The following is a 19,042-nucleotide window of genomic DNA, read 5'->3' as shown; positions in this document are numbered from 1 at the left end:
GGGTCTCACTCCCCCGCCGGGGTGAGGGCGGCCCAGCCGGCCTTGACGGCGGTGCCGTCCTGGGTGGCGACGGTGAAGCGCACCACCGTGCCCCGGTCGTAGGGCTGCAGGGTCAGGCGCAGCGGGGTGCCGGGGGTGGCGGGGGCGGCGAAGCGGGCGCCCAGGGCGGTGAGGCGGGTGGGGTCGCCGTCGGCGTGGCGGTCGGTGATCTCCTCGGTGGCGAGGGCGACCAGGTGCATGCCGTGGGCGATGGCGGCGGGGAATCCGGCGGCGCGGGCGGCGTCGTCGTCGAGGTGCAGGGGGTTGAGGTCGCCGGCGGCGTGGGCGTAGGCGGTGACGTCGGCGGGGGTGAGGGTGTGGGTGAGGGTGAGGGGTTCGGTGTCGGGGGTGGTGCCGGGGTGGGCGGCGGGGGTGAGGGTGCCGAAGGGTTCGATGGCGGTGGCGCCGACCAGCAGGGCGGAGGTGGTCAGGCGGGCCAGGGTGCGGGTGCCGTCGGTGAGGTGGGTGGTGAGGGCCAGGCGGGTGCCGCGGGCTTCGCGGCGGGCGGCGGTGACGGTGACGTCGATGTCGACGTGGGTGCCGGCGGTGAGGGGGTGGTGGGTGTGGATCTCCTGGGCGAGGTGGACCACGCCGGTGAAGCCGGTATCGCCCGTGGTCAGGGTGGTGACGGTGTGCTGGGCGAGGGTGTGGGCGAGGACGAAGGGGTGGGCGGGGGCGGCGGCGGCGTCCGGGGCGGGGGGCAGGCCGGTGCGGGCGGCGGTGCGGTAGGCGGCCAGGGCGTCGGCGGTCACGGTGGTGCGGGTGCGGGCGGTGCGGTGGGCGGGCGTCGTCGCGGGCCCGGTCGCGGTCGCGGGTGTGGTCGTGGTCATAGCGGGGTCACCACCAGGGTCGAGTTGTGGCCGCCGAAGCCGAACGAGTTGGACAGGGCCGCGCCGGGGCGGATGGGGCGGGCGGTGCCGTGGACGACGTCGAGGTCCAGGCCCTGTTCGGTGTGCTCGTGGTTGGCGGTGGGAGGGGCGAGGCGGCTGTTCATGGCCTGCACGGCGGCGATCAGCTCGACGGCGCCGGCGGCGCCGATGAGGTGGCCGATGGAGCCCTTGGTGGAGGTGACGGGCACGCCGTGCGGGCCGAAGACGGTGCGCAGCGCGGCGGCTTCGGCGCGGTCGTTGTGCACGGTGGAGGTGCCGTGGGCGTTGACGTGGGCGATGTCGGCGGGGGTGAGGCCGGCGTCGGTGAGGGCGGCGCGCATGGCGGCGACGGCGCCGGCGCCGTCGGGGCGGGGGTTGGAGAGGTGGTAGGCGTCGGCGCTGGAGCCGTAGCCGGCGAGGAGGGCGTAGGGGGTGCGGTGGCGGGCGCGGGCGTCGGCGAGGCGTTCGAGGACGAGGAAGCCGGCGCCTTCGCCCATGACGAAGCCGTCGCGGTCGGTGTCGAAGGGGCGGCTGGCGCGGGTGGGGTCGTCGTTGCGCTGGGAGTGGGCGCCGAGGTTGCCGAACGCGGCGAGGGTGACGGGGGTGAGGGTGGCTTCGCAGCCGCCGGCGATGACGATGTCGGCGCGGCCGGTTTCCAGGAGGAGGGCGGCGTGGCCGATGGCGTCGGCGCTGGAGGCGCAGGTGGTGGCGATGGTCAGGGCGGGGCCGGTCCAGGCCAGGCGCATGGCGATCTGGGCGGCGGCGGCGTTGGGCATGGTGACCAGGGGCATCAGGGGGCTGACGCGCAGGGGTCCGGCGGTGGTGAAGAGGGCGGATTCGCGGTCGCTGGTGGTGCGTCCGCCGACGGCGTTGCCGACGACGATGGCGCTGCGGCCGGGGTCGGGTTCGGGGGCGCCGGCGTCCTGGTGGGCGGCGAGGGCGGCGAGGGTGCCGTAGTGGGCGAAGGGGTCGAGGCGGCGGGCGTCCTTGGCGGGGACGGGGCCGTTGTCGGGCAGGTCGGTGACGCGGCAGCCCAGGCGGACCCGGTGGCGGGCCAGGGCGGGGTCGGTGAGGGCGGTGGCGGTGGGGGTGCCGGTGCTGACGGTGTGCCAGAACGCGGCCGGGGTGTGGCCGGCGGGGCTGACGACGCCCAGGCCGGTGACGGCGATGGGGGGCCGGGTGGGGCGGGCTGCCATGGTCTTGTCCTTTCCGGGCGTTGGGGGCCGGGCCTTCCTTGGTGGCGCCGTCCGGGTCAGATGAGGCCGGTCTGGGCGGCGGCGGTCAGGAAGGCGTCGGCGGCGAAGTCGATGTCGGCGGCGGTGTGGCGGGCGGTGACGGCGATCCGCAGCCGGGCCAGGTCGTTGGGCACGGCGGGGGTGACGACGGGCAGGCCGATGACGCCGGCCTTGCGGCAGGCGGTGGCGTAGTCGTAGGCGGCGTCGTCGGAGCCGGCGATGACGGGCAGGACGGCGGTGGCGGAGTCCATGGTGGAGATGCCGGCGTCGTTGAGGCGCCGGCGCAGGCGCTGGGCCTGGACCTGGATGTGGGTGACGCGTTCGGGTTCGCGGCGCAGGATCCGCAGGGACTCCAGGGCGGCGCCGGTCTGGGCGGGGCCGAGGGCGGCGGAGAACAGGAACGGGCGGGCGGCGTAGCGCAGGTGGCCGATCAGTTCGTGGCTGCCGGCGACCCAGCCGCCCATGGAGGGGATGGCCTTGGAGAGGGTGCCGAGTTTGATGTCGACGCGGTGGCGGTAGCCGAAGTGCTCCTCGATGCCGCCGCCGGTTTCTCCGATGACGCCCAGGGCGTGGGCCTCGTCGACCATCAGGAGGGCGTCGTGGGCGTCGCAGACCGCGCGCAGTTCGGGCAGCGGGGCGATGTCGCCGTCCATGGAGTAGACGCTGTCGACGATGACCAGGCGCACGCCGGTCGGGGAGGCGGCCTTGAGGCGGCGTTCGAGGTGGTCGACGTCGTTGTGGCGGAAGCGGGTGACGGTGGCGCCGGAGAGGCGGCAGCCGTCGACGATGCTGGCGTGGTCGTACTTGTCGATCAGGACGGTGTCGCCCTGGCCGACCAGGGCGCCGACGGTGCCGACGTTGGCGGCGTAGCCGGAGCCGAAGACCTGGGCGCGTTCGCGGCGGGCGAAGCGGGCGACCTCGGCTTCCAGTTCCTCGTGCAGCGGGATGGTGCCGGCCAGGGCGCGCACGCCGTGGTTGCCGGTGCCGTAGACGTCGACGGCGGCCTTGGCGGCGGCCACCACGCGTTCGTCGCCGGCCAGGCCCAGGTAGCTGTAGCCGGACATCATGAGCAGGCGCTCGCCGTCCAGGTCGCAGTAGGCGCTGTCGCGTTCCATGGTGTAGGCGACGAAGCTGTTGCGGCGTGAGGGGTCGGACTCCAGCGCGGCCACGCGGTCCAGGGTGGCGGCGAGCTTCGGCTCCAGGCGGTCCCATGCTCCGGTGGCGTTCACGTGCGGGTCTCCTTCTCGGCGGGGCGCGGCGGGCGCGCGGCGGTTTTGCCGTGCGGTTTGCCGTCGGTTTGCCGCCGGTTGTCCGTCGGCTGGTCGGCGGTTCGTCGTCGGCTTGTTCCGGATTGTTTTCGGTATTTCCCGGCGCGGGGGCGGATGGTGGTGCTGGGGTTTCCTCCCGGGATAGTCCCGGGGCTTTTACGGGTGGTGCCCGGCGCAGGGGGTGGGGTGGTGTTTCTCGAAGCCTTCACGCGGGGTGCTCAAGGATGACTACATTTCTACGGCAGGATGCGCAAGGCGTCCGCAATAGCCGTGTTCCCGGCCTGCGGTAACGCTCTGACGTGCAGAAACCCTGCGTCCACGACGCATGGACCGGCTGGTGGGTATGTTTTGTCGACCAGTGTTGACACCGTGTGATGCGTCGAATGTATGGTCGAAATCCGCCGAAACCGAACGGCTGGTCGGCGGAATTTCCGGTCCAGGTTTCCCACGCCGTCGGCCCGGCGTCACGGGCCGTCGGCTCCGCTTTGGCTCAAGGGGGTTGGAGCACGTTGAACGGCTTCCGGGAAGACAGTCCGTACGGCAGATCGGGGGAATTCTCATGCTGATCCGCCTGACAGGACTTGTGACGATCGAGCACGACCACGGCGCCCCGCAGCACCTGTCCAGCGCCCAGGCCCAGGTGGCGTTCGCCCGCCTGGTCCTGGAGCGCTCCGCCGGCACCAGCCGCGACCAGCTGGCCGACACCATCTGGCCCGACGGCCTGCCCGACACCTGGGCCTCCGCGCTGCGCAGCGTGGTCTCGCGGGTGCGGGCCTTCGTCGCCGCCCCCGGCCAGGGCCCGGGCGCCACCCCGCTGATCGCCCAGGGCGGGCGCTACGTCCTGCGGCTGCCCGCGGACGCGGCGGTGGACCTGGAGGCCGCCGCCAGCGCGGTCGGGGAGGCCGGGGAGGCGTACGCGGCCCGCTCCTACGCGGTGGCGCAGCAGCTGGCCGCGGGTGCGATCGCCAATCTGCGCGGCGCGTTCCTGCCCGACCACGAGGGCGAGTGGGCGGGCGGGGTGCGCGAGCACGTGGAGGAGCTGCGGATGTCCGCGCTGGAGACGGCGAGCCTGTCGGCCTCGGCGCTGGGCGAGGAGCACCACGCGCTGCGCTGGGCCGACGAGGCGGTGCGCCGCGCCCCGTTCCGCGAGAGCGCCTACCGCTGCCGGATGGAGGCGCTGGCCGCGGCCGGCAACCGGGCCGAGGCGCTGCGCTGTTACCAGCAGCTGCGCCAGGTGCTGGCGGAGGAGCTGGGCATCGACCCGGCCGCCGAGACCCAGGAGCTCTACCTGGCGCTGCTGCGCTCCCCCGCTCCCGTCGCGCCCGCTGCGGCGGCGGTGCGGCCGGTGGACCCGGTGCTGATGGGGATCTTCGAGCCGCTGGCCCTGGCCCGGCTGGCGCGCCCGGCCGGGCCGCCGGTGCGCGCGGCCTGACGGGACTGTCGGTGCGCGCGGCCTGACGGCCTGTCGGTGGGCGCGCGGCCTGGCGGGATCGGCGGTGCGCGCGGCCTGACGGCCTGTCGGTGCGCGCGCGGCTTGACGGCCTGTCGTCGTGGCGGGCGGCCCCCGGCTTCGGGGGGCCGCCCGCCCGCGTGCGCGCACGGGGGCGGGCGGGGGCGCGGGGGTCGCGGGCGCGCCGGGGCGGGCGCGCGCGTGTTGCGGAGGTGTTGCGGTGGGCGTGGCGCACGGCGCGCTCGTAGTAGCGTCGAGGCGCGAAGTCGCGCACGCCGCGCGGCTTTTACCGAACCGGGACGGGGGTCGAGCGTTGGGAAGGGGTGGTGGGTGTGGGACGGGCACGCGTGGCGGCGCGGGTGATCGTGCACCCTGGTGTGGAGGACCTCAGCGTCCAGCAGGTGTTGGAGGCACTCGCGGACCCTGCCCGCAGATCGGTGGTGCGCCGGCTGGCCCACGCGGGCGCCGCGCTGAGCTGCGGCTCCTTTGACCTTCCGGTCTCCCGCTCCACCTCGACGCACCACTTCAACGTGCTGCGCCAGGCCGGACTGCTGCACCAGTACTACGTCGGCACCACCAAGATGAACTCGCTGCGCGCCGAGGAGTTGGAGGGCCGTTTCCCGGGCCTGCTGTCGGCGGTGGTCGCCGCCGCCGACGCCGAGGCCCGCGCGGCGCCCTGACGGCCGGCCCGCTCGCGGCCGGCGGCCGCGGGGCGGGCCGGTTCCGGAAGGCTCGGCCCCGGCGGGGTCAGTTCTGGACGGTGAGGACGATCTTGCCGACCTGGGTACCGGCCTCCAGGTAGCGGTGGGCCTCGGCGATCCGGTCGAGGCCCTCGAAGACCCGGTCGACGGCGGGGGTGAAGGAGCCGTCCGCGAGCCCGGCGGTGACGAAGGCCTGTGCGCGGCGCAGCCGTTCGTCGTCGCGGGTCACCTCGTGCATGGAGTAGAAGCGGCTGGTGACGGGGGCGAAGGTGTCCTGGCCGGGCAGGGGGGTGTCGCGGGGGTCGAGGCGGCCGTAGACGATCAGGCGTCCGCCGGGGGCGATGGTGCGGGCGAGGGTGAGGACGCCGGGGCCGGCGACGGGGTCGAAGACGGTGCGCACGCCGGTGCCGGCGGTGATGGCGTCCACGCGGGCCACCAGGTCCTCCTCGCCGGTGATGACGACGTCGGCGGCGCCGGCGTCCAGGAGTTGCTGCTTCTTGGCGCGGGTGCGGGTGGTGGCGATGGGGACGGCGCCCAGGCGGCGGGCGGTGCGGATGGCGGCCAGGCCGGTGCCGGAGGCGGCGGCGGTGAGCAGGACGTGGTCGCCGGGGCGCAGGTGGCCGTCCTCGGCGAGGGCGCCGTAGGCGGTCAGGTAGGGCATCCACACGGCCGTGCCCTGGACGTCGGTGAGGCCGGCCGGGTGGTGGACGACGGCGCGGGCGGGCACGAGGGCGTGGGTGCGGTAGACGCCGTAGTCGTTCTGGGAGAAGGCCGGGACGGTGTCGACCCGGTCGCCGGCGGCGAAGCCGGTGACGCCCTCGCCGAGGGCTTCCACGGTGCCGGCGGCCTCGTAGCCGGGGGTGGCGGGCAGCCTGGGCTCGTCGAGGTAGGCGCCGGCGCGGAAGAGGGCCTCGGCGCGGTTGAGGCCGATCGCGGTGACGCGGATGAGCAGTTCGCCGGGGCCGGGCACGGGTACGGCGGCGGCTCGCACGGTCAGGACCTCCGGCCCTCCGGTGCGGTCGAAGACGACGGTCCTGGACATGGCGTAACTCCCCTGCTGCGGCGGGCCGGTGGCGGTGCGGCGTGCGGTGCGGCGTGCGGTGCGGCGTGCGGTGCGGCGTGCGGTGCGGCGTGCGGTGCGGCCACTTACGTAACCCGGTGCGCGGGAAACTGTCAAACTTCGACCGGTCTCGGAATAGGGGGCGGTCGGCGGGCGTTGCCGGTGAGTTGACCCCGCGTCAGACCCGCGTCAGACCCGGGGCCGCGCGGGCTGCGGCTGCTCGCGGACGGCGGCGTGCCGGCGGCGCGGCTGCACGCCCTGGACGCGGCGGGCGAGTTCTGCGACCACCCGTCGCTGGTGATGTCGCTGCTGCCGGGCGGCGTGCGGGTGGCGCAGGACGGCGACGTGGAGCGCCGCGCGGACCTGCTGGCCGGTCAGCTGGCCGCCGTGCACGCGCTCGCGGTGGCGCCGGGCGAGCGCCCCCGCGCCTTCGAGGCGTGGACGGCCCCGGAGCGGGTGCGGGTGCCCGGGGCCACGGCGCGTCCCGGGGTGTGGCGGCGGGCGGTGGACGTGATCCGCCGCGAGGTGCCCGCGTACCGGCCGTGCTTCCTGCACCGCGACTTCCACCCCGGCAACGTGCTGTTCACCGGGCAGGGCGCCGCGCTGGCCGTCAGCGGGGTCGTGGACTGGGTGGAGACCTCCTGGGGCCCGGCCGACCTGGACGTGGCCCACTGCTCCACCGCCCTGGCCCTGCTGCACGGCGTGGACACCGGCCTGGACTTCGCCGCCCGCTACCTGGCGGCCGGCGGCACGCTGGAGGCGGACCGGGGCGCGCACCTGTACTGGCGGCTGCTGGACGCGCTGGCGTTCGCGCCGGACGCGGAGAAGGTCGCCGTGCCGTGGCGGGAGCTGGGGCGCGGCGACCTGACGCCGGCCCTGCTGGGCCGGCGCCTGGAGGACTACCTGGAGGCGCTGCTCGACCGGTACGCCTGAGCGCCGCCCGCCGCCGGCTCCCCGGCTCCCGGCTTCCCGGCTTCCCGGCTTCCCGGTGGGCGGTTCAGGAGGCCGGACCGCCGTCGAGGAAGGCGGCGATCAGGGCGTGGGGGGTGTCGTCGCCGTTGAGGAGCTCGTGCATGTGCGCGCCCTCGGAGGCGGCCTCGGCGCCGCGTGGGAACATGGCCCGCTCGTACGCGGCGAGGGCGGCCTCGGTGTCGCCGGGGTGCGCGGCCAGGGCCTGGCCGAGTTCGGCGCCGTCGAGCATGGCGAGGTTGGCGCCCTCGCCGTTGGGGGCCGCGAGGTGGGCGGCGTCGCCCAGCAGGGTCACCCCCGGCACCCGGTCCCACCGGTGGCCGATCGGCAGGGTGTAGTGGGGGCGCAGGAGCGGCGCGGTGTCGCCGTCGGTGATCAGCGCGGTGAGCTCCGGTGCCCAGCCGTCGAACTGTGCCGCGATGCGGGCGCGTGCCTCACCGGGGTCGGTGAAGTCGATGTCGGCGAACCATTCCTGCGTCCTGGTGAGCATCACGTAGGTGTGCAGGGTGTCGCCGCTCTCCCGGTGGGCGAAGATCTCCGCGCCCGGCGAGGGCGCCATCATCGACCCGCCGCCGACCGCCTTCGCGGCGGCGAGGTGGCGGGTGTCGGCGTCGAACAGGTAGGTCTCGACGCACGACGTGCCGGTGTACTGGGGGGTGGCGGCGGACAGCAGCGGCCGCACCCGCGACCACGCGCCGTCCGCGCCGACCAGCAGGCCGGTGGCGGCGGTGGTGCCGTCGGCGAACGCCACCTCGTGGCGGCCGGCGCCCAGGGCGCGGACGCCGGCGGCCTTGCGGCCCCACCGGACGGTGCCGGCCGGGAGCGAGGCGAGCAGCATCTGCCGCAGTTCGGCGCGCTGCACCTCGGGGCGCCCGCCCGTGCCGTCGTCGGCCTTGTCGAGCAGGACGCTCCCGTCCCGGTCGAGGATCCGCATCGCCTGGCGGCCCTCCAGGACGAGGGCTTCGAACTCCTCCGTCAGGCCGGCCGCCCGGACGGCGAGCTGCCCGTTGTAGTCGTGGATGTCGAGCATCCCGCCCTGCGCACGCGCCGCCGGCGAGGCCTCCGCCTCGTAGACGGTGGCCGCGATGCCGTGCAGGTGCAGGACCCGGGCCAGGGTCAGCCCGCCGAGTCCGGCGCCGATGATCGCGATGTCGGTGGTCATGGTGGTTCCCTGTCTGTCGCGCGCCTGCCGGATGGGCACCCGGCCTGTCCCCGGAAAGGTCCCAGGGCCCACCGGCACGCCGCTGACAGGCCACCGGCACCCGGCTCACACCCCCGACATCCGGCCGTCACCGCGCCCGCGTCGGATCGTCATGAGAATCATCGAGAATCACCCCTTCCGGAGCGCCGGTTGAGGCCGATCATGGGAGGACCTTCCTGTCTGCCGTCGAGAGGAACAGCTATGGCAAGGCGGCTGCGTGTCATCGGTAGCACCTCGGGTGTCGGCGACTGCCCGACGCTGTACGAGGACGTGGACACCGGCGAGGTGGCCGTGCAGGGGTACGCCGTGACGGACCCCGAGGACGTGGCGCAACTCATGCACGTGAAGGACGATGAGGGCTTCGTAGTCGTGCCCCGCGAACTGCTGGTGCGGTTCGCTCCGAAGGAGTCGACGCCGGTGCCGGAGTTCGTACCGCAGCAGCGGATCACCGAGTTCATCAACGACGGGTTCGAGCACACCGCGTGGCGGTTGGAGACAAGGGCGGGATACCTCTCCGACAAGCAGACGCCCTCCTACGCCGAGTTCCTTCGGACGGGGGACAGCGCCGGGGAGGTCGGGCACCCCTGGTTCGAGAACGTGCGCCGCATGGTCGGCAAGGGCAAGAGGTTCGAGCGGGTGCGTCTGGTGGACGATCCGCCGACCGAGGGGCAGCGGTACCTGCTGGCGTGCGCCCGGACCAACGTGGCGGCCGGTGAGGACATCCGGTGCATGTGGCGCTCGGAGGCCGAGGCGGCCGGGCTGGCCGGGCTGACGGACTTCTGGCTCTTCGACTCCCGCACGGTCGCGCGCTTCCACTTCGAGGGGGAGCGCACCGTGGGAATGGAGTTGGCCACCGACCCGCTGGAAGTCCTCCGTGCCTGCCAGGTGCGTGATGCCGCCTGGCACCACGCGAGGCCCTACGCGCGGTTCCGGGCTCAGGTACCTTCCGGCATGTGAGCACCGACTATCAGCAGGCACGGTCTGCTCTTGGTGCCCGGATGCGTGAACTGCGCACCGAGTGCGGGTTGTCCGGACGCGCCTTGGCCGTGCGGCTGGGCTGGCCCCAGTCCAAGGTCAGCAAGCTGGAGAACGGCAGGCAGTCGCCCACCAGGGCCGATGTGGTCGCCTGGGCCGAGGCCGTCGGCCGGCCCGACGCCGCCGCCGAACCGGTGGGCCGGCTGCGGACGGTGGAGACCCAGTACCGGTCGTGGCGGCGCCAACTCGCCGGCGGTGTCCGGCCGGTGCAGGAGGCGCACGCCGCGCAGGGGAAGAAGACCGGCGACCGTCGGTCATTCGACCCGACCCTGGTTCCCGGCCTGCTCCAGACCGCCGAGTACGCGCGAGCGGTCCTCACCCGGTACACCAGGGTCCATCCGTCGATCCGCGACGTCGAGGCCGCGGCGGTGACCCGCATGGAACGCCAGAGGGTTCTCAACGACCGGTCGCGGTCGTTCCACTTCCTGGTGTGGGAAGGCGCCCTCGTCTCCCGGCTCTGCCCGCCGGCCGTACTGGCGGACCAGCTGGAGTGCCTGGCCCCCTGGCTGGCACGTGGGAACGTCCGGCTCGGGATCGTGCCGTTCGATGCCGATCTCAGAGTGCCCGCGGGAGTCGGATTCTCCATCCACGACGGCGCGTTGGTCATCACCGAGTCCTGGCACGCGGAGATGTGGTTGGACGATCCGGCAGACGTCGCGCTTCACGTCCGGGCGTGGGAGGCCCTGGCGGAGAGCGCCGTCTACGGCCCGTCAGCCCATCGGGTGATTTCCCGGGCCCGCCGGTCGCTGCTGTGAGAATCACCGGGAATCACCTCCGCCCGGTTCCTGCCGCCGCCCCTGCCTTCGTGGTGACGGAACCCCATCGGTCAAGGGAGTGGCACATGTCGGGTCTTGAGCCGACTGGACAGTCGGAACGGGTGAGCGCCGAGGAGTCGGCGGCGAACGATCTGCGGGAAGCGCTGCGCGCTGCCGGGATCTCCGCCCTCGTCCGTGGTGGCCCGGACGTGTTCGCGGGATCCAGCTTCTCCTGGGTGGCCCTGGGACACCTCAAGGAGGCCGAGGCCGCCGTGCTCGCCACCCTGATCCGCAAAGCCCTGGACACGTGAGCGCGGCACCGCAAGGGGCCCCCGGCCGCCGGGAGGCGGGGCGGCCCCGCCGGACCCCGACGAGCGGTCCGGCCGACCGAGCTGTCCCCGGAGGAACGCGAGCGGCGTCGGGCGTGCCCGACTTCGCCGAGCTGCTCGGGCGGTGCCGGCGCTCCGCCGTCCATCTGGAGCTGCGGGACTCCTACGACCAGTTGATCACGGACACGGTGGCCCGGGGTGTGGCCGTGCGCCGGGCCCGGGTCGTCTCCGAGCCCGTGTCCGCGTACATCCGGTGGGAGCACTACGTCACCCACGCCAACGTCACGGCGGGTGAGGAGGTCCGCTGGCTGCCCCGGCGACGGGCCACGGGCATCCCCCTGCCGGGCAACGACTTCTGGCTGTTCGACGGCGCGCTGCTTCGGGTGCACCACTTCTCCGGTGACGGCGCGGTGGTCGAGGACGAGATCACGGCGGACCCGCAGACCGTGGCGCTGTGTGCCACCGCGTTCGAAGCGGTCTGGGAGCGAGCGGTCCCGCACCACCTGTACGACGTCTGACGAAGGCCGGCTCCGTGCCCGCGCACCCCTCTGCGAGCGTTCAACAGGCCCGCGAAGCCCTGGCCGGCCGGGTGCGCGAGATCCGCGAGGACACGGGGAGCGGGGTCCACGCGGACACGCTGGATGCCGCTTCCACCCTCACCCGGCCCGGCCAGGTCGGTCTGTACGCCCGGGCCTTCGACCGCCTCTCGCGGGGGGCGGTGCGGGGCGCGGCCGTGCGCTCGCTCGTGGCGGGCGCCTTGGCCTGCCTGGACTGATACGGCAGCCGTCAGGCGGTGGCGGCCCGGGCCGAATCGGGCGCGGCGGCGTCGTCGGTGGTCGGCTCGTCCTGCGCCGGGGTCTGCGGCGTGGGGGTGGCCTGGGTGGCGGGGCCCAGGCGGCGGCGCAGCAGGACGGCGGCCAGGGCGGCGAGGGCGAAGCCCGCTCCGGCCCAGGGCAGGTGGCGGGCGCCGGCGGTGGAGACGACGAGGCCGCCCACCGCGCTGCCGGCGGTGATGCCCAGGTTGGAGAAGGAGATGAACAGGCTGTTGCCGAACTCGGGTGCGTCCTGGGCGTCGCGGGCCAGCCAGCTCTGGCTGACGACGAGTCCGCCGGAGTGCACCGCGCCCCAGAGCAGGACGCCGGCGGTCATCGGCGCGGGCCAGGGGCCGATCGCGTAGAGCAGGGCGTAGAGGAGGACGTAGAGGGCGGGGAAGGCGGTGACGGTGCGCGGGAGGTCGCGTTCCAGGAGGCGGCCGAAGAGGAGGTTGCCGAGGACCATGACGATCCCGAAGGCCATCAGCGCGGCGCCCACCAGGGAGGCGCTCAGGCCGGTGACGCGTTCCAGGTATTCGGCGAAGTAGCCGTAGACGGAGAACATCGCGGCGAACACGCACACGACGGCGAGGACCGACAGCCACAGCCGGCCCCGGCGCAGGATGGCCAGCTGGCCCCGGTAGGAGGGGCGCCGGCCTGCGGGCGCTGCGGGCGTCGCGGGCGTCGCGGGGGTGGTGGGCAGGAGGAGCAGGACGCCCAGGCAGGCCAGCAGGTTGACGCCGGCGCCGAACCAGAACGCGGCGGCCAGGCCCGCGTGTTCGGCGAGGTAGGAGGTGAGCGGCACGCCGAAGGCGAAGCCGACGGTGACGCCGGCGAAGACGGTGGTGGCCGCCCGGGTGGCGCGGTGTTCGGGGACCAGGTCGGCGGCGGTGGTGAGGGCGACGGCGAAGAAGACGGGGTGGAAGAGCGCGGGCAGGATCCGGAAGGCGAACATCACGGCGAAGTCGTCGGTGAGCGCGTACACGGCGTTGGAGAGCGCGAAGACGGCCAGTGCGCCCGCCAGGACGGCCTTGCGGCGCAGGCCGGAGGCCAGCAGGGTGCCGAACGGTCCGGTGGCGGCGACCACGAGGGCGAAGACGCCCACCAGCCAGCCGGCGGCGGAGGGTGTGACGCCGAGTTCCTCGGAGATGCGGGGCAGGACGCCGACGACGCCCATCTCGGTGGTGATGATCCCGAACACTCCCAGGGAGAGTGTCAGGACGGCGGGGCCGGTCTTTCGCATGTGCTGCCTCCGTCCGCCCGGCGCGCGGGGTGTGCGGGCGCACGGCACCCGCCCGCGCATGGGGCTACAAATCTAGATAGTTAGATGGAATGGGGCGAAAAGGAAGGGCGCAGCCCGGGCCGCCCCGGCGGGGGCGGTGGGGTGCGCCCCGGAGGGGGCGGAGCGTCAGAGTTCGTCGCGGGCGTAGGCGGCGAACGCGGCGATCGTCGCCTCGTCGCGGCGGTAGAAGGTCCATTTGCCGACGCGTTCGGACACCAGCAGTCCGGCGTCGCGCAGGATCTGCAGGTAGCCGGAGACCACGGACTGGGCGAGCCCGGACTTCTCCCGGATGTCCGTCACGCACACGCCGATGTGGAAGCCCACGCCGCGCTCGCGGTAGTAGTCCTCGTCGAAGTAGCGCTCGGGCGTCTTGAGCCAGCGCAGGAAGTCCGCCCGCGCCGGGTTGGCGAGCGCCTTGTGGACGGCCAGCGGATCCACCGCGCGCTCCCTTCGCCCGACCCTCGACCAGATGACGTATCCAATATTCTAGATGTGAAGAAGCGTGTCAACCCGGGCCGCCGTCCGCCGGGTTCCCGTGCCCCGGCGGCCTGCGGGCCTACGGGCCGGCGTGGGCCAGGGGCGGGGCGATCGCCTGGGCGTCCACGCCCTCGCCCACCCACAGGCCGATCAGGAACGCGGCGGTCGCCTCCAGCAGCCCGGCCCGCTCCAGCCCCCCGCCGCCCACCGGCTCGCAGCCCACGTCCCGCACCAGGCGCCGCACCGTCTCCAGCGCGCCCGGCTCGTCCCCGCACAGCGGGACGGCCAGCGGACGCCCGTCGAACACCGGCGGGCTCAGGCGCCACACGCTCTCGTGGCACAGGTTGAACGCCTTGACCACGTGCGCCCCGGGCGCGCCCGCCGCGATGCGCTCGGCCGCCGAGGGCCCGGCGCCGGTGGCCAGGACGAAACCCGGGGCCACCGGGTTGGTGCAGTCCACCAGCGTGCGCCCGCCCAGGACGCCGGCCAGAGCGGCGGCCACACCGGCCGCCGCCGCGTGGGGCACGGCGAGCAGGACGGCGTCCGCCCCGTGCCCGGCCGCCTCCCGCACGCCCCCCGTCCGGGCTCCGATCCGCCCGGCCAGGGCCGCGGCCCGGGCGCCGTCGCGCCCGCCCACCAGCACGTCGTGGCCCGCGCGCACCCACTGCCCGCCCAGCGCACCGGCCATGGCGCCGGTGCCGATGATCCCGATCCTCACGATCCCCGCTCCCCTTCTCCCGAACACGCCGACGACATCGACATCGACGATGTCGACGGCATCGACGACGTCGACTGCGCTGACGACACTAGGCACCGGCTCGGGCACCATTCGGTACGTGACCACCGATCAGGACCTCCTCGCCGACTGCCCCGCCCGCCTCGCCTTCGACCTGCTCGCCAACACCTGGAACCCGGTCGTCCTGTGGGCGCTGCGCCACCACCCCCAGCGCCCCGGGCAGTTGCGCGCGCGGATCGGGGGCATCAGCCCCAAGGTGCTGACCGAGACCCTGCGCCGCCTGCAGGCCAGCGGCCTGGTGGAACGCACCGCCCACCCCGGGTCGCCGCCCCGCGTCGAGTACGCGCTCACCGGCCTGGGGGCGAGCCTGCTCGCCCCGGTGGGCGCCCTCGGCGCGTGGGCGTTCGAGCACGGCGACGACGTCATGGCGGCCCAGGACCGCGCCGAAGGCGCGGGGCCCGCCGGGGCCTAGGATTTCTCCGGTGCACCGGAGGAATCTGACAGCGGCGGCCGACGGCGGATCCTGGGGCGGCCTGGGCCTGGAGCTCCCCCCTGCCACCGAGCCGGGGCTGCGGCCGCGGACGGCGAACGGGAACCCTGATCGTCCTGTCGCAGGGTCCGCGGGTGGTGCTCACCGCCAGGATCGACGACGACCGCTGCGGCGTCGAGTACTCCCGCACGGACCACTACCGCTCCCCCCTCGCCCCGCTGCGGGCCGCCGAGGCGCGCGCGGTCGCCGGGCCGGGAGCGCCGTCCTGGTACGCCCGCTGGGCGCACCGCTTCGCCGGCGCCCTGCACGCCCGCGCCAACGACCCGCTCCACGAGGGGCGGTGGGTGCTCTCCCCGCGGCTCGCCCGCGAGGGGATGGCACCGGCCGCAGGCGGGCCGGGCGGCCAGTGGCGCTCCCTGCTGCTCGACGCCCATCCCGACGGCTACGTCGACTGGTTCGACGGCTCCCGGCGGGTCATGCCGCTGCGCCGGATGCCGCCGCCCGACGACCCCCGGGTGAAGGCCTGCCGCAAGCAGGCCCGGGAGGGCGTCCTGGCGCCCGTCCTGCTCTGGTGGTTCAGCGGGCTCAACTGCCATGCGGTCCTGGACGGCCACGCCCGCCTCGGCGCCGCGATCGCCGAGAACCGCGAGCCGGCGGTCCTGGTCCTGTCCCGCGCACCGTCCGAGGAGTGGACCAGGGCCCGGACGGACAAGGCCCTGTCGACCTACCGCCTCACCATGTCCCTGCTGGACGGTCCGCATCCGGTGGCGGACCGCCAGGGCCTGGCCTCGGCGGCGGGCCGCCTGCTCGCCACCCAGTTGCACGGCCCCGAGGCCGACCACGCGCCCACCCGCGCATGGCCGATGCCGTGAGGCCCACCCGCCCGGCTCCGCCCGGCACCGGCCGTTCCCGCCAGGGGCCTTGGCGGGTTCGCGGCCCAGGCGCGGCACTAGAGTGGGGCGGTGACCTCGCTGCCGGAAGACCTCTCGCCCCTGGCCGGCGACGACGACCGCGACACGGCCGTGCAACGCCTGCAAGAGGCGTACAGCCAAGGACGCATCTCCCACGAGGAGATGGACGAACGCCTCCACCAGGCCCTCACCGCCAGGACGCAGGACGCACTCGCGCGGTCCCTGGCCTCGCTCCCCGAACCGGGCGCGGGCACCGAGACGACGATCGGCGCCGCCACAGGACGCATCCGGCGCAGCGGCGCCTGGAAGGTGCCCCGGACCCTCAAGGTCTTCTCCGCGCTCGGCAGGGTGCGCCTGGACCTGTCCCGGGCGGTCATCGAGCACCCGGTCGTCGACATCGAACTGCAACTCGGCACCGGCGGCGCCAGGATCACGGTGCCCCACGACGCGGTCGTCGACATCGAGGGCATGCACTCCGGCTGGAAGGAGGCCCGCTACAAGCCCCCGCGGCGCCCCACCCCCGGCGGCCCCACGATCCGGATCTCCGGGACCACCGGATTCGGACGGCTGAAGATCCGCCACGCGCGACACTGAGACCCCCCCCCGGGGGCCGGTCGGCTGCCGTAACTCTCTTCGCTTGACGCCTGGTTGACGATGCGTCACGCCAGGTGACAGCGGTGATTCCCCGCGCCGTTCGGTGCGGGGCCTCGCCGGTTCACCCCTGGACGAGCGGCACGCCGGGTGGCAGCGGCAGCCTCACCGGGAGCCGGAACCCGTGCCGCCGACGTGCCCTGCGCGGCGCCCGTGTTCTCCCGCTCCGATCAGGCCACGGCGTGTTCCGCGTCGAGGACCGCGTCGATCTCGGCCAGTTCCTCGGAGGTCGGCACCCATTGCCCGGCGGCGGCGTTGGCGCGCACCTGCTCGGCACTGCTCGCCCCGGCGATGACCGAGCCGCAGCCGGGCCGTGCGGCGAGCGCGCCCACGCCGATCTCCAGGACGCTCCGGCCGCGCGCCTCGCCCCAGGCGGCGAGGCGTTCGACCGCGTCGAGGCCGGCCTCGGTCACCCGCTCGGGCCGCGACGCCAGGCGCGAGCCCACGGGCACGCCCGTGGCACGGCGCACCTTCCCGGTCAGCAGGCCGTTGGCGAGCGGGTAGAACGGCAGCACACCGAGGCCGTAGTGCAGCGCCGCGGGCACCACCTCCCGCTCCGCGCCGCGTTCGAGCAGCGACCATTCGTTCTGGGCCGAGACGAACGGGACGGCCCCGATCTCCCGGGCGACGTGCGCGGCCTCGGCGATCTGCCAGCCGGCGAAGTTGGAGTGCCCGATGTAGCGCACCTTGCCTTCGCGTACCAGCTCGCTGAGCGCGGCGAGCGTCTCGGCGATCGGCGTGCGCGGGTCGGGGGTGTGCAGCTGGTAGAGGTCGATGTGGTCGGTCTGCAGGCGTCGCAGCGACTCCTCGACCGCGCGCCGGATGTAGGCCCGGCCGCCCTTCGCCCCGGCTGCGGGCCCGTACCCCAGGTCCGCCCGCTGATAGCCGAACTTGGTGGCCAGCACGACCTCGTCGCGCCGCCCTTTCAACGCCTGGCCGAGCAGCGTCTCGGAGCCGCCTCCGGCCCCGTACATGTCGGCGGTGTCGAAGAGCGTCACCCCGGCGTCGAGTGCCGCGTCGACCACCGCGCGTGTCTGCGCCGCGTCGAGACGTCCGCCGAAGTTGTTGCAGCCGAGTCCGACCACGGAGACGAGGAGTCCGCTGTTGCCGAGCGTTCGATATTCCATGGGGTCACCCTAGTTCTGGCACGACGACAAGACCGGCCGCCCGTCACCCGGTCACCGATCGACCGCTGACCGGCTTCGGAACCACTCGTCCAGCGCGAGGGCGCCCGGCGGGCGCGGTCGGCGACGGCCCGCAGCAGGGCCTCGGTGCTGCCGGGGGCGGCCGCCCGGCGCCGCACCTCGGCGTGGGCGGCGCGGCGCCCGGGGCTCAACGCCCGCACGGGCAGGGAGAACCGGCCGCGCAGGCACCGCCACCTCGCGACCCGGGCGCAAAGGCGCCTCACACCGGCTCCGGGAACTCGTCGGCGCCTGCGGTGCCGTCGGGGCCCTCAGGGCTTTCGGGGCTTTCGGGGCTTTCGGCGGGGCGCAGGTGGATGGGGTGGGCGTGGATGCCGACGAAGGCGATCGTGCGCAGCGCGCCGACGTCGGCCAGCCGGCGGGCGACGCGGGCGGTGGATTCGGGGGCGAACAGGTCGGTGAGGTAGGCGGCGTGGTCGTCGTCGAGGGGAAGGCGGGCCAGGGCGGTGCGCACGGCGGCCAGGGCGTCGGCGAGCCGGGCGAAGGTGGCGGTCCGGGTGACGCCGCCGATCTCGACGGTGACCGGGTGCGGGTAGTCGCGGGGAGGGATGGCGGTCACGACGCGTCCCCGCTCGGGGGTCCGAGGACCGCCCACACCGCTTTGCCGACCCCGCCCGCGCGGGGGCGGCAGCCCCACCGGAGGGCGAGTTCGGACACCAGCCACAGCCCCCGCCCGCATTCTTCGTCCCCGCCCACGCGGCGCAGCACGGGCCGGCGGGAGTCGGCGTCGTGGACCTCGATCCGCAGGTCGTCGGCCGAGAGGGCGAAGCGCACGAACAGCAGCCGGTCGGACGGGGTGCGGGCGTGCTGGACGGCGTTGGTGACGAGTTCGCCGAGCACCAGCCCGGAGTGGTCGGCGAACAGTTCACCCCCCGCGTGGTCGGAGAGGAAGCCGCGCAGCAGCCCGCGTGCGGTGGGCACGGACTTCTGGTGGCGCGACAGCCAGCAGGAGTACTCCCCCACTGTTTCCGGCTGTTCCTTCAATACTTCGGGCATGGCCTCACTCGCCTCGGAGTTGTCCCGGATGCGGGAGTTTCGCCACGTCGGCCCGGGCCGCCGGGCCGCTGGTTGATCGTTCGTCATGATGAGCTCTCTGTGGCCTTGATCGCTGCGCACCATTCTCACTGTGCGTGCATTAAGCGTCGCTCTGAGCGGCTAACCTGGGAAGGGTGACCCTGTGTCACTCTGCGATTGGGCACATGGAGGCTGAGCATGGGGTTCCAACCAAACGAGCTGGATCCTGGGCGGTCGGCGCGAGACCAGTTCGGCTGGGAGATGCGTGCCCATCGTGAGCGAGCGGGTATGTCGCTCGACCAACTCGCCAAGATCGTCAATATCTCGAAGGGGCATCTCGGGCGGGTCGAACGCGCCGAATCAATGCCACCGCCGGACCTGCCCGGCATGCTGGACGCGGCGTTCGGCACCGACGGCCGGTTCGACCGCATCTACCAGTTGGCCAAGAACGAGAAGTTCCCTGGCAAGTACCGGCAGGCGATCCATCTGGAGGGTCAGGCCGCCGTCATCGAGGAGTTCGCCTCTGCGACCATCCCCGGCCTGTTGCAAATTCCTT

At 74.2% G+C, this 19,042-nt stretch carries 21 protein-coding genes and 2 pseudogenes; 12 read left to right on the top strand and 11 right to left on the bottom strand.

Annotated elements, in window-relative coordinates; all coding sequences use genetic code 11:
- Positions 1-5: 5 nt before the first annotated feature.
- Genes AB0P03_RS33435 through AB0P03_RS33425 form a run of 3 tightly spaced genes read right to left on the bottom strand, consistent with a single transcriptional unit; the run spans position 6 to position 3,372 of the window.
- Entirely contained in the window at positions 6-869 is an 864-nt protein-coding gene (locus tag AB0P03_RS33435) for a MaoC family dehydratase (RefSeq protein ID WP_363632329.1), read from the bottom strand.
- Entirely contained in the window at positions 866-2,104 is a 1,239-nt protein-coding gene (locus AB0P03_RS33430; protein WP_363588125.1) for a beta-ketoacyl-[acyl-carrier-protein] synthase family protein, read from the bottom strand. Before AB0P03_RS33430 ends, AB0P03_RS33435 begins: the two co-directional genes overlap by 4 nt.
- A 56-nt stretch (positions 2,105-2,160) precedes the next feature.
- Positions 2,161-3,372 carry an aminotransferase class I/II-fold pyridoxal phosphate-dependent enzyme gene (locus AB0P03_RS33425; RefSeq protein ID WP_363588123.1) on the bottom strand — a complete coding sequence of 404 codons (1,212 nt, stop codon included), beginning with the start codon at positions 3,370-3,372 and terminating at the stop codon, positions 2,161-2,163.
- 598 nt (positions 3,373-3,970) lie between these two features.
- On the opposite strand from AB0P03_RS33425, the gene AB0P03_RS33420 reads away from it, so the two are divergent.
- Both AB0P03_RS33420 and AB0P03_RS33415 read left to right on the top strand, forming a co-directional pair.
- On the top strand, positions 3,971-4,843 hold the full coding sequence (locus tag AB0P03_RS33420; protein WP_363588121.1) for a bacterial transcriptional activator domain-containing protein: 873 nt from the start codon (positions 3,971-3,973) through the stop codon (positions 4,841-4,843).
- Positions 4,844-5,193: 350 nt separating this feature from the next.
- On the top strand, positions 5,194-5,541 hold the full coding sequence (locus AB0P03_RS33415; RefSeq protein WP_363588119.1) for a helix-turn-helix transcriptional regulator: 348 nt from the start codon (positions 5,194-5,196) through the stop codon (positions 5,539-5,541).
- Positions 5,542-5,608: 67 nt separating this feature from the next.
- On the opposite strand, the gene AB0P03_RS33410 is transcribed toward AB0P03_RS33415, so the two are convergent.
- Complete coding sequence (locus tag AB0P03_RS33410) at positions 5,609-6,604, bottom strand: zinc-dependent alcohol dehydrogenase family protein (protein ID WP_363632327.1); 996 nt, start codon at positions 6,602-6,604, stop codon at positions 5,609-5,611.
- Between the two features lie 228 nt (positions 6,605-6,832).
- Between AB0P03_RS33410 and AB0P03_RS33405 the strand changes: the two are divergent.
- A pseudogene (locus AB0P03_RS33405) lies at positions 6,833-7,555 on the top strand (aminoglycoside phosphotransferase family protein); the annotation flags it as partial.
- Positions 7,556-7,619: 64 nt separating this feature from the next.
- Here the strand turns inward: AB0P03_RS33405 and AB0P03_RS33400 are convergent.
- On the bottom strand, positions 7,620-8,753 hold the full coding sequence (locus AB0P03_RS33400) for an NAD(P)/FAD-dependent oxidoreductase (protein ID WP_363632325.1): 1,134 nt from the start codon (positions 8,751-8,753) through the stop codon (positions 7,620-7,622).
- Between the two features lie 240 nt (positions 8,754-8,993).
- Between AB0P03_RS33400 and AB0P03_RS33395 the strand changes: the two genes are divergently transcribed.
- The 5 genes from AB0P03_RS33395 (at position 8,994) to AB0P03_RS33375 (ending at position 11,686) form a co-directional block, all read left to right on the top strand.
- On the top strand, positions 8,994-9,749 hold the full coding sequence (locus AB0P03_RS33395) for a DUF6879 family protein (RefSeq protein WP_363632323.1): 756 nt from the start codon (positions 8,994-8,996) through the stop codon (positions 9,747-9,749).
- On the top strand, positions 9,746-10,582 hold the full coding sequence (locus AB0P03_RS33390) for a helix-turn-helix transcriptional regulator (RefSeq protein WP_363632322.1): 837 nt from the start codon (positions 9,746-9,748) through the stop codon (positions 10,580-10,582). Before AB0P03_RS33395 ends, AB0P03_RS33390 begins: the two co-directional genes overlap by 4 nt.
- Positions 10,583-10,704: 122 nt before the next feature.
- A complete protein-coding gene (locus tag AB0P03_RS33385) occupies positions 10,705-10,893 on the top strand; it encodes a hypothetical protein (RefSeq protein ID WP_363632320.1) in 189 nt (62 codons plus the stop codon).
- Positions 10,894-11,006: 113 nt separating this feature from the next.
- Positions 11,007-11,429 (top strand): DUF6879 family protein, encoded by a 423-nt coding sequence (locus tag AB0P03_RS33380; protein ID WP_363632318.1) that lies wholly within the window; start codon positions 11,007-11,009, stop codon positions 11,427-11,429.
- Between the two features lie 14 nt (positions 11,430-11,443).
- The gene (locus AB0P03_RS33375; RefSeq protein WP_363626104.1) at positions 11,444-11,686 is read left to right on the top strand and encodes a hypothetical protein; all 243 of its coding nucleotides are present in this window, start codon (positions 11,444-11,446) and stop codon (positions 11,684-11,686) included.
- Positions 11,687-11,697: 11 nt separating this feature from the next.
- On the opposite strand, the gene AB0P03_RS33370 is transcribed toward AB0P03_RS33375, so the two are convergent.
- The 3 genes from AB0P03_RS33370 to AB0P03_RS33360 all read right to left on the bottom strand — a co-directional run bounded on the left by AB0P03_RS33370 (position 11,698) and on the right by AB0P03_RS33360 (position 14,200).
- The gene (locus AB0P03_RS33370; protein ID WP_363632316.1) at positions 11,698-12,966 is read right to left on the bottom strand and encodes an MFS transporter; all 1,269 of its coding nucleotides are present in this window, start codon (positions 12,964-12,966) and stop codon (positions 11,698-11,700) included.
- A 165-nt stretch (positions 12,967-13,131) separates the two neighbouring features.
- Complete coding sequence (locus tag AB0P03_RS33365) at positions 13,132-13,443, bottom strand: helix-turn-helix transcriptional regulator (protein ID WP_363588103.1); 312 nt, start codon at positions 13,441-13,443, stop codon at positions 13,132-13,134.
- Positions 13,444-13,561: 118 nt separating this feature from the next.
- Complete coding sequence (locus AB0P03_RS33360) at positions 13,562-14,200, bottom strand: NAD(P)-binding domain-containing protein (RefSeq protein ID WP_363588168.1); 639 nt, start codon at positions 14,198-14,200, stop codon at positions 13,562-13,564.
- Positions 14,201-14,318: 118 nt separating this feature from the next.
- On the opposite strand from AB0P03_RS33360, the gene AB0P03_RS33355 reads away from it, so the two are divergent.
- The 3 genes from AB0P03_RS33355 to AB0P03_RS33345 all read left to right on the top strand — a co-directional run bounded on the left by AB0P03_RS33355 (position 14,319) and on the right by AB0P03_RS33345 (position 16,213).
- Positions 14,319-14,690 (top strand): helix-turn-helix domain-containing protein, encoded by a 372-nt coding sequence (locus AB0P03_RS33355; RefSeq protein ID WP_363632315.1) that lies wholly within the window; start codon positions 14,319-14,321, stop codon positions 14,688-14,690.
- 152 nt (positions 14,691-14,842) lie between these two features.
- On the top strand, positions 14,843-15,580 hold the full coding sequence (locus AB0P03_RS33350; RefSeq protein WP_363632314.1) for a hypothetical protein: 738 nt from the start codon (positions 14,843-14,845) through the stop codon (positions 15,578-15,580).
- A gap of 90 nt (positions 15,581-15,670) precedes the next feature.
- Positions 15,671-16,213 carry a DUF1707 domain-containing protein gene (locus AB0P03_RS33345; protein WP_363632312.1) on the top strand — a complete coding sequence of 181 codons (543 nt, stop codon included), beginning with the start codon at positions 15,671-15,673 and terminating at the stop codon, positions 16,211-16,213.
- A 227-nt stretch (positions 16,214-16,440) separates the two neighbouring features.
- On the opposite strand, the gene AB0P03_RS33340 is transcribed toward AB0P03_RS33345, so the two are convergent.
- The 3 genes from AB0P03_RS33340 to AB0P03_RS33330 form a co-directional block, all read right to left on the bottom strand.
- Positions 16,441-17,397: an aldo/keto reductase gene (locus AB0P03_RS33340; RefSeq protein ID WP_363632310.1), complete on the bottom strand. Its 957-nt coding sequence runs from the start codon at positions 17,395-17,397 to the stop codon at positions 16,441-16,443.
- A 277-nt stretch (positions 17,398-17,674) separates the two neighbouring features.
- Entirely contained in the window at positions 17,675-18,031 is a 357-nt protein-coding gene (locus tag AB0P03_RS33335; RefSeq protein WP_363632308.1) for a hypothetical protein, read from the bottom strand.
- A complete protein-coding gene (locus AB0P03_RS33330) occupies positions 18,028-18,468 on the bottom strand; it encodes an ATP-binding protein (protein WP_363632306.1) in 441 nt (146 codons plus the stop codon). The genes AB0P03_RS33335 and AB0P03_RS33330 overlap by 4 nt, the downstream gene beginning before the upstream one ends.
- 306 nt (positions 18,469-18,774) lie before the next feature.
- On the opposite strand from AB0P03_RS33330, the pseudogene AB0P03_RS33325 reads away from it, so the two are divergent.
- Positions 18,775-19,042, top strand: a pseudogene (locus AB0P03_RS33325) (transcriptional regulator); the annotation flags it as partial.

Origin of the sequence: Kitasatospora sp. NPDC088779 (assembly GCF_040685395.1) — a bacterium.
Lineage (GTDB): Bacteria > Actinomycetota > Actinomycetes > Streptomycetales > Streptomycetaceae > Kitasatospora.
The sequence above is the reverse complement of the archived record's forward strand: the minus strand, read 5'-3'. Positions and strand labels throughout refer to the sequence as shown.

What these genes read in the sequence shown, in the direction of transcription:
- AB0P03_RS33410 (WP_363632327.1), bottom strand. Translation starts at nt 6,604, where the DNA reads ATGTCCAGGACCGTCGTCTTCGACCGCACCGGAGGGCCGGAGGTCCTG.
- AB0P03_RS33340 (WP_363632310.1), bottom strand. Translation starts at nt 17,397, where the DNA reads ATGGAATATCGAACGCTCGGCAACAGCGGACTCCTCGTCTCCGTGGTC.
- AB0P03_RS33395 (WP_363632323.1), top strand. Translation starts at nt 8,994, where the DNA reads ATGGCAAGGCGGCTGCGTGTCATCGGTAGCACCTCGGGTGTCGGCGAC.
- AB0P03_RS33400 (WP_363632325.1), bottom strand. Translation starts at nt 8,753, where the DNA reads ATGACCACCGACATCGCGATCATCGGCGCCGGACTCGGCGGGCTGACC.
- AB0P03_RS33330 (WP_363632306.1), bottom strand. Translation starts at nt 18,468, where the DNA reads ATGCCCGAAGTATTGAAGGAACAGCCGGAAACAGTGGGGGAGTACTCC.
- AB0P03_RS33370 (WP_363632316.1), bottom strand. Translation starts at nt 12,966, where the DNA reads ATGCGAAAGACCGGCCCCGCCGTCCTGACACTCTCCCTGGGAGTGTTC.
- AB0P03_RS33420 (WP_363588121.1), top strand. Translation starts at nt 3,971, where the DNA reads ATGCTGATCCGCCTGACAGGACTTGTGACGATCGAGCACGACCACGGC.
- AB0P03_RS33435 (WP_363632329.1), bottom strand. Translation starts at nt 869, where the DNA reads ATGACCACGACCACACCCGCGACCGCGACCGGGCCCGCGACGACGCCC.
- AB0P03_RS33430 (WP_363588125.1), bottom strand. Translation starts at nt 2,104, where the DNA reads ATGGCAGCCCGCCCCACCCGGCCCCCCATCGCCGTCACCGGCCTGGGC.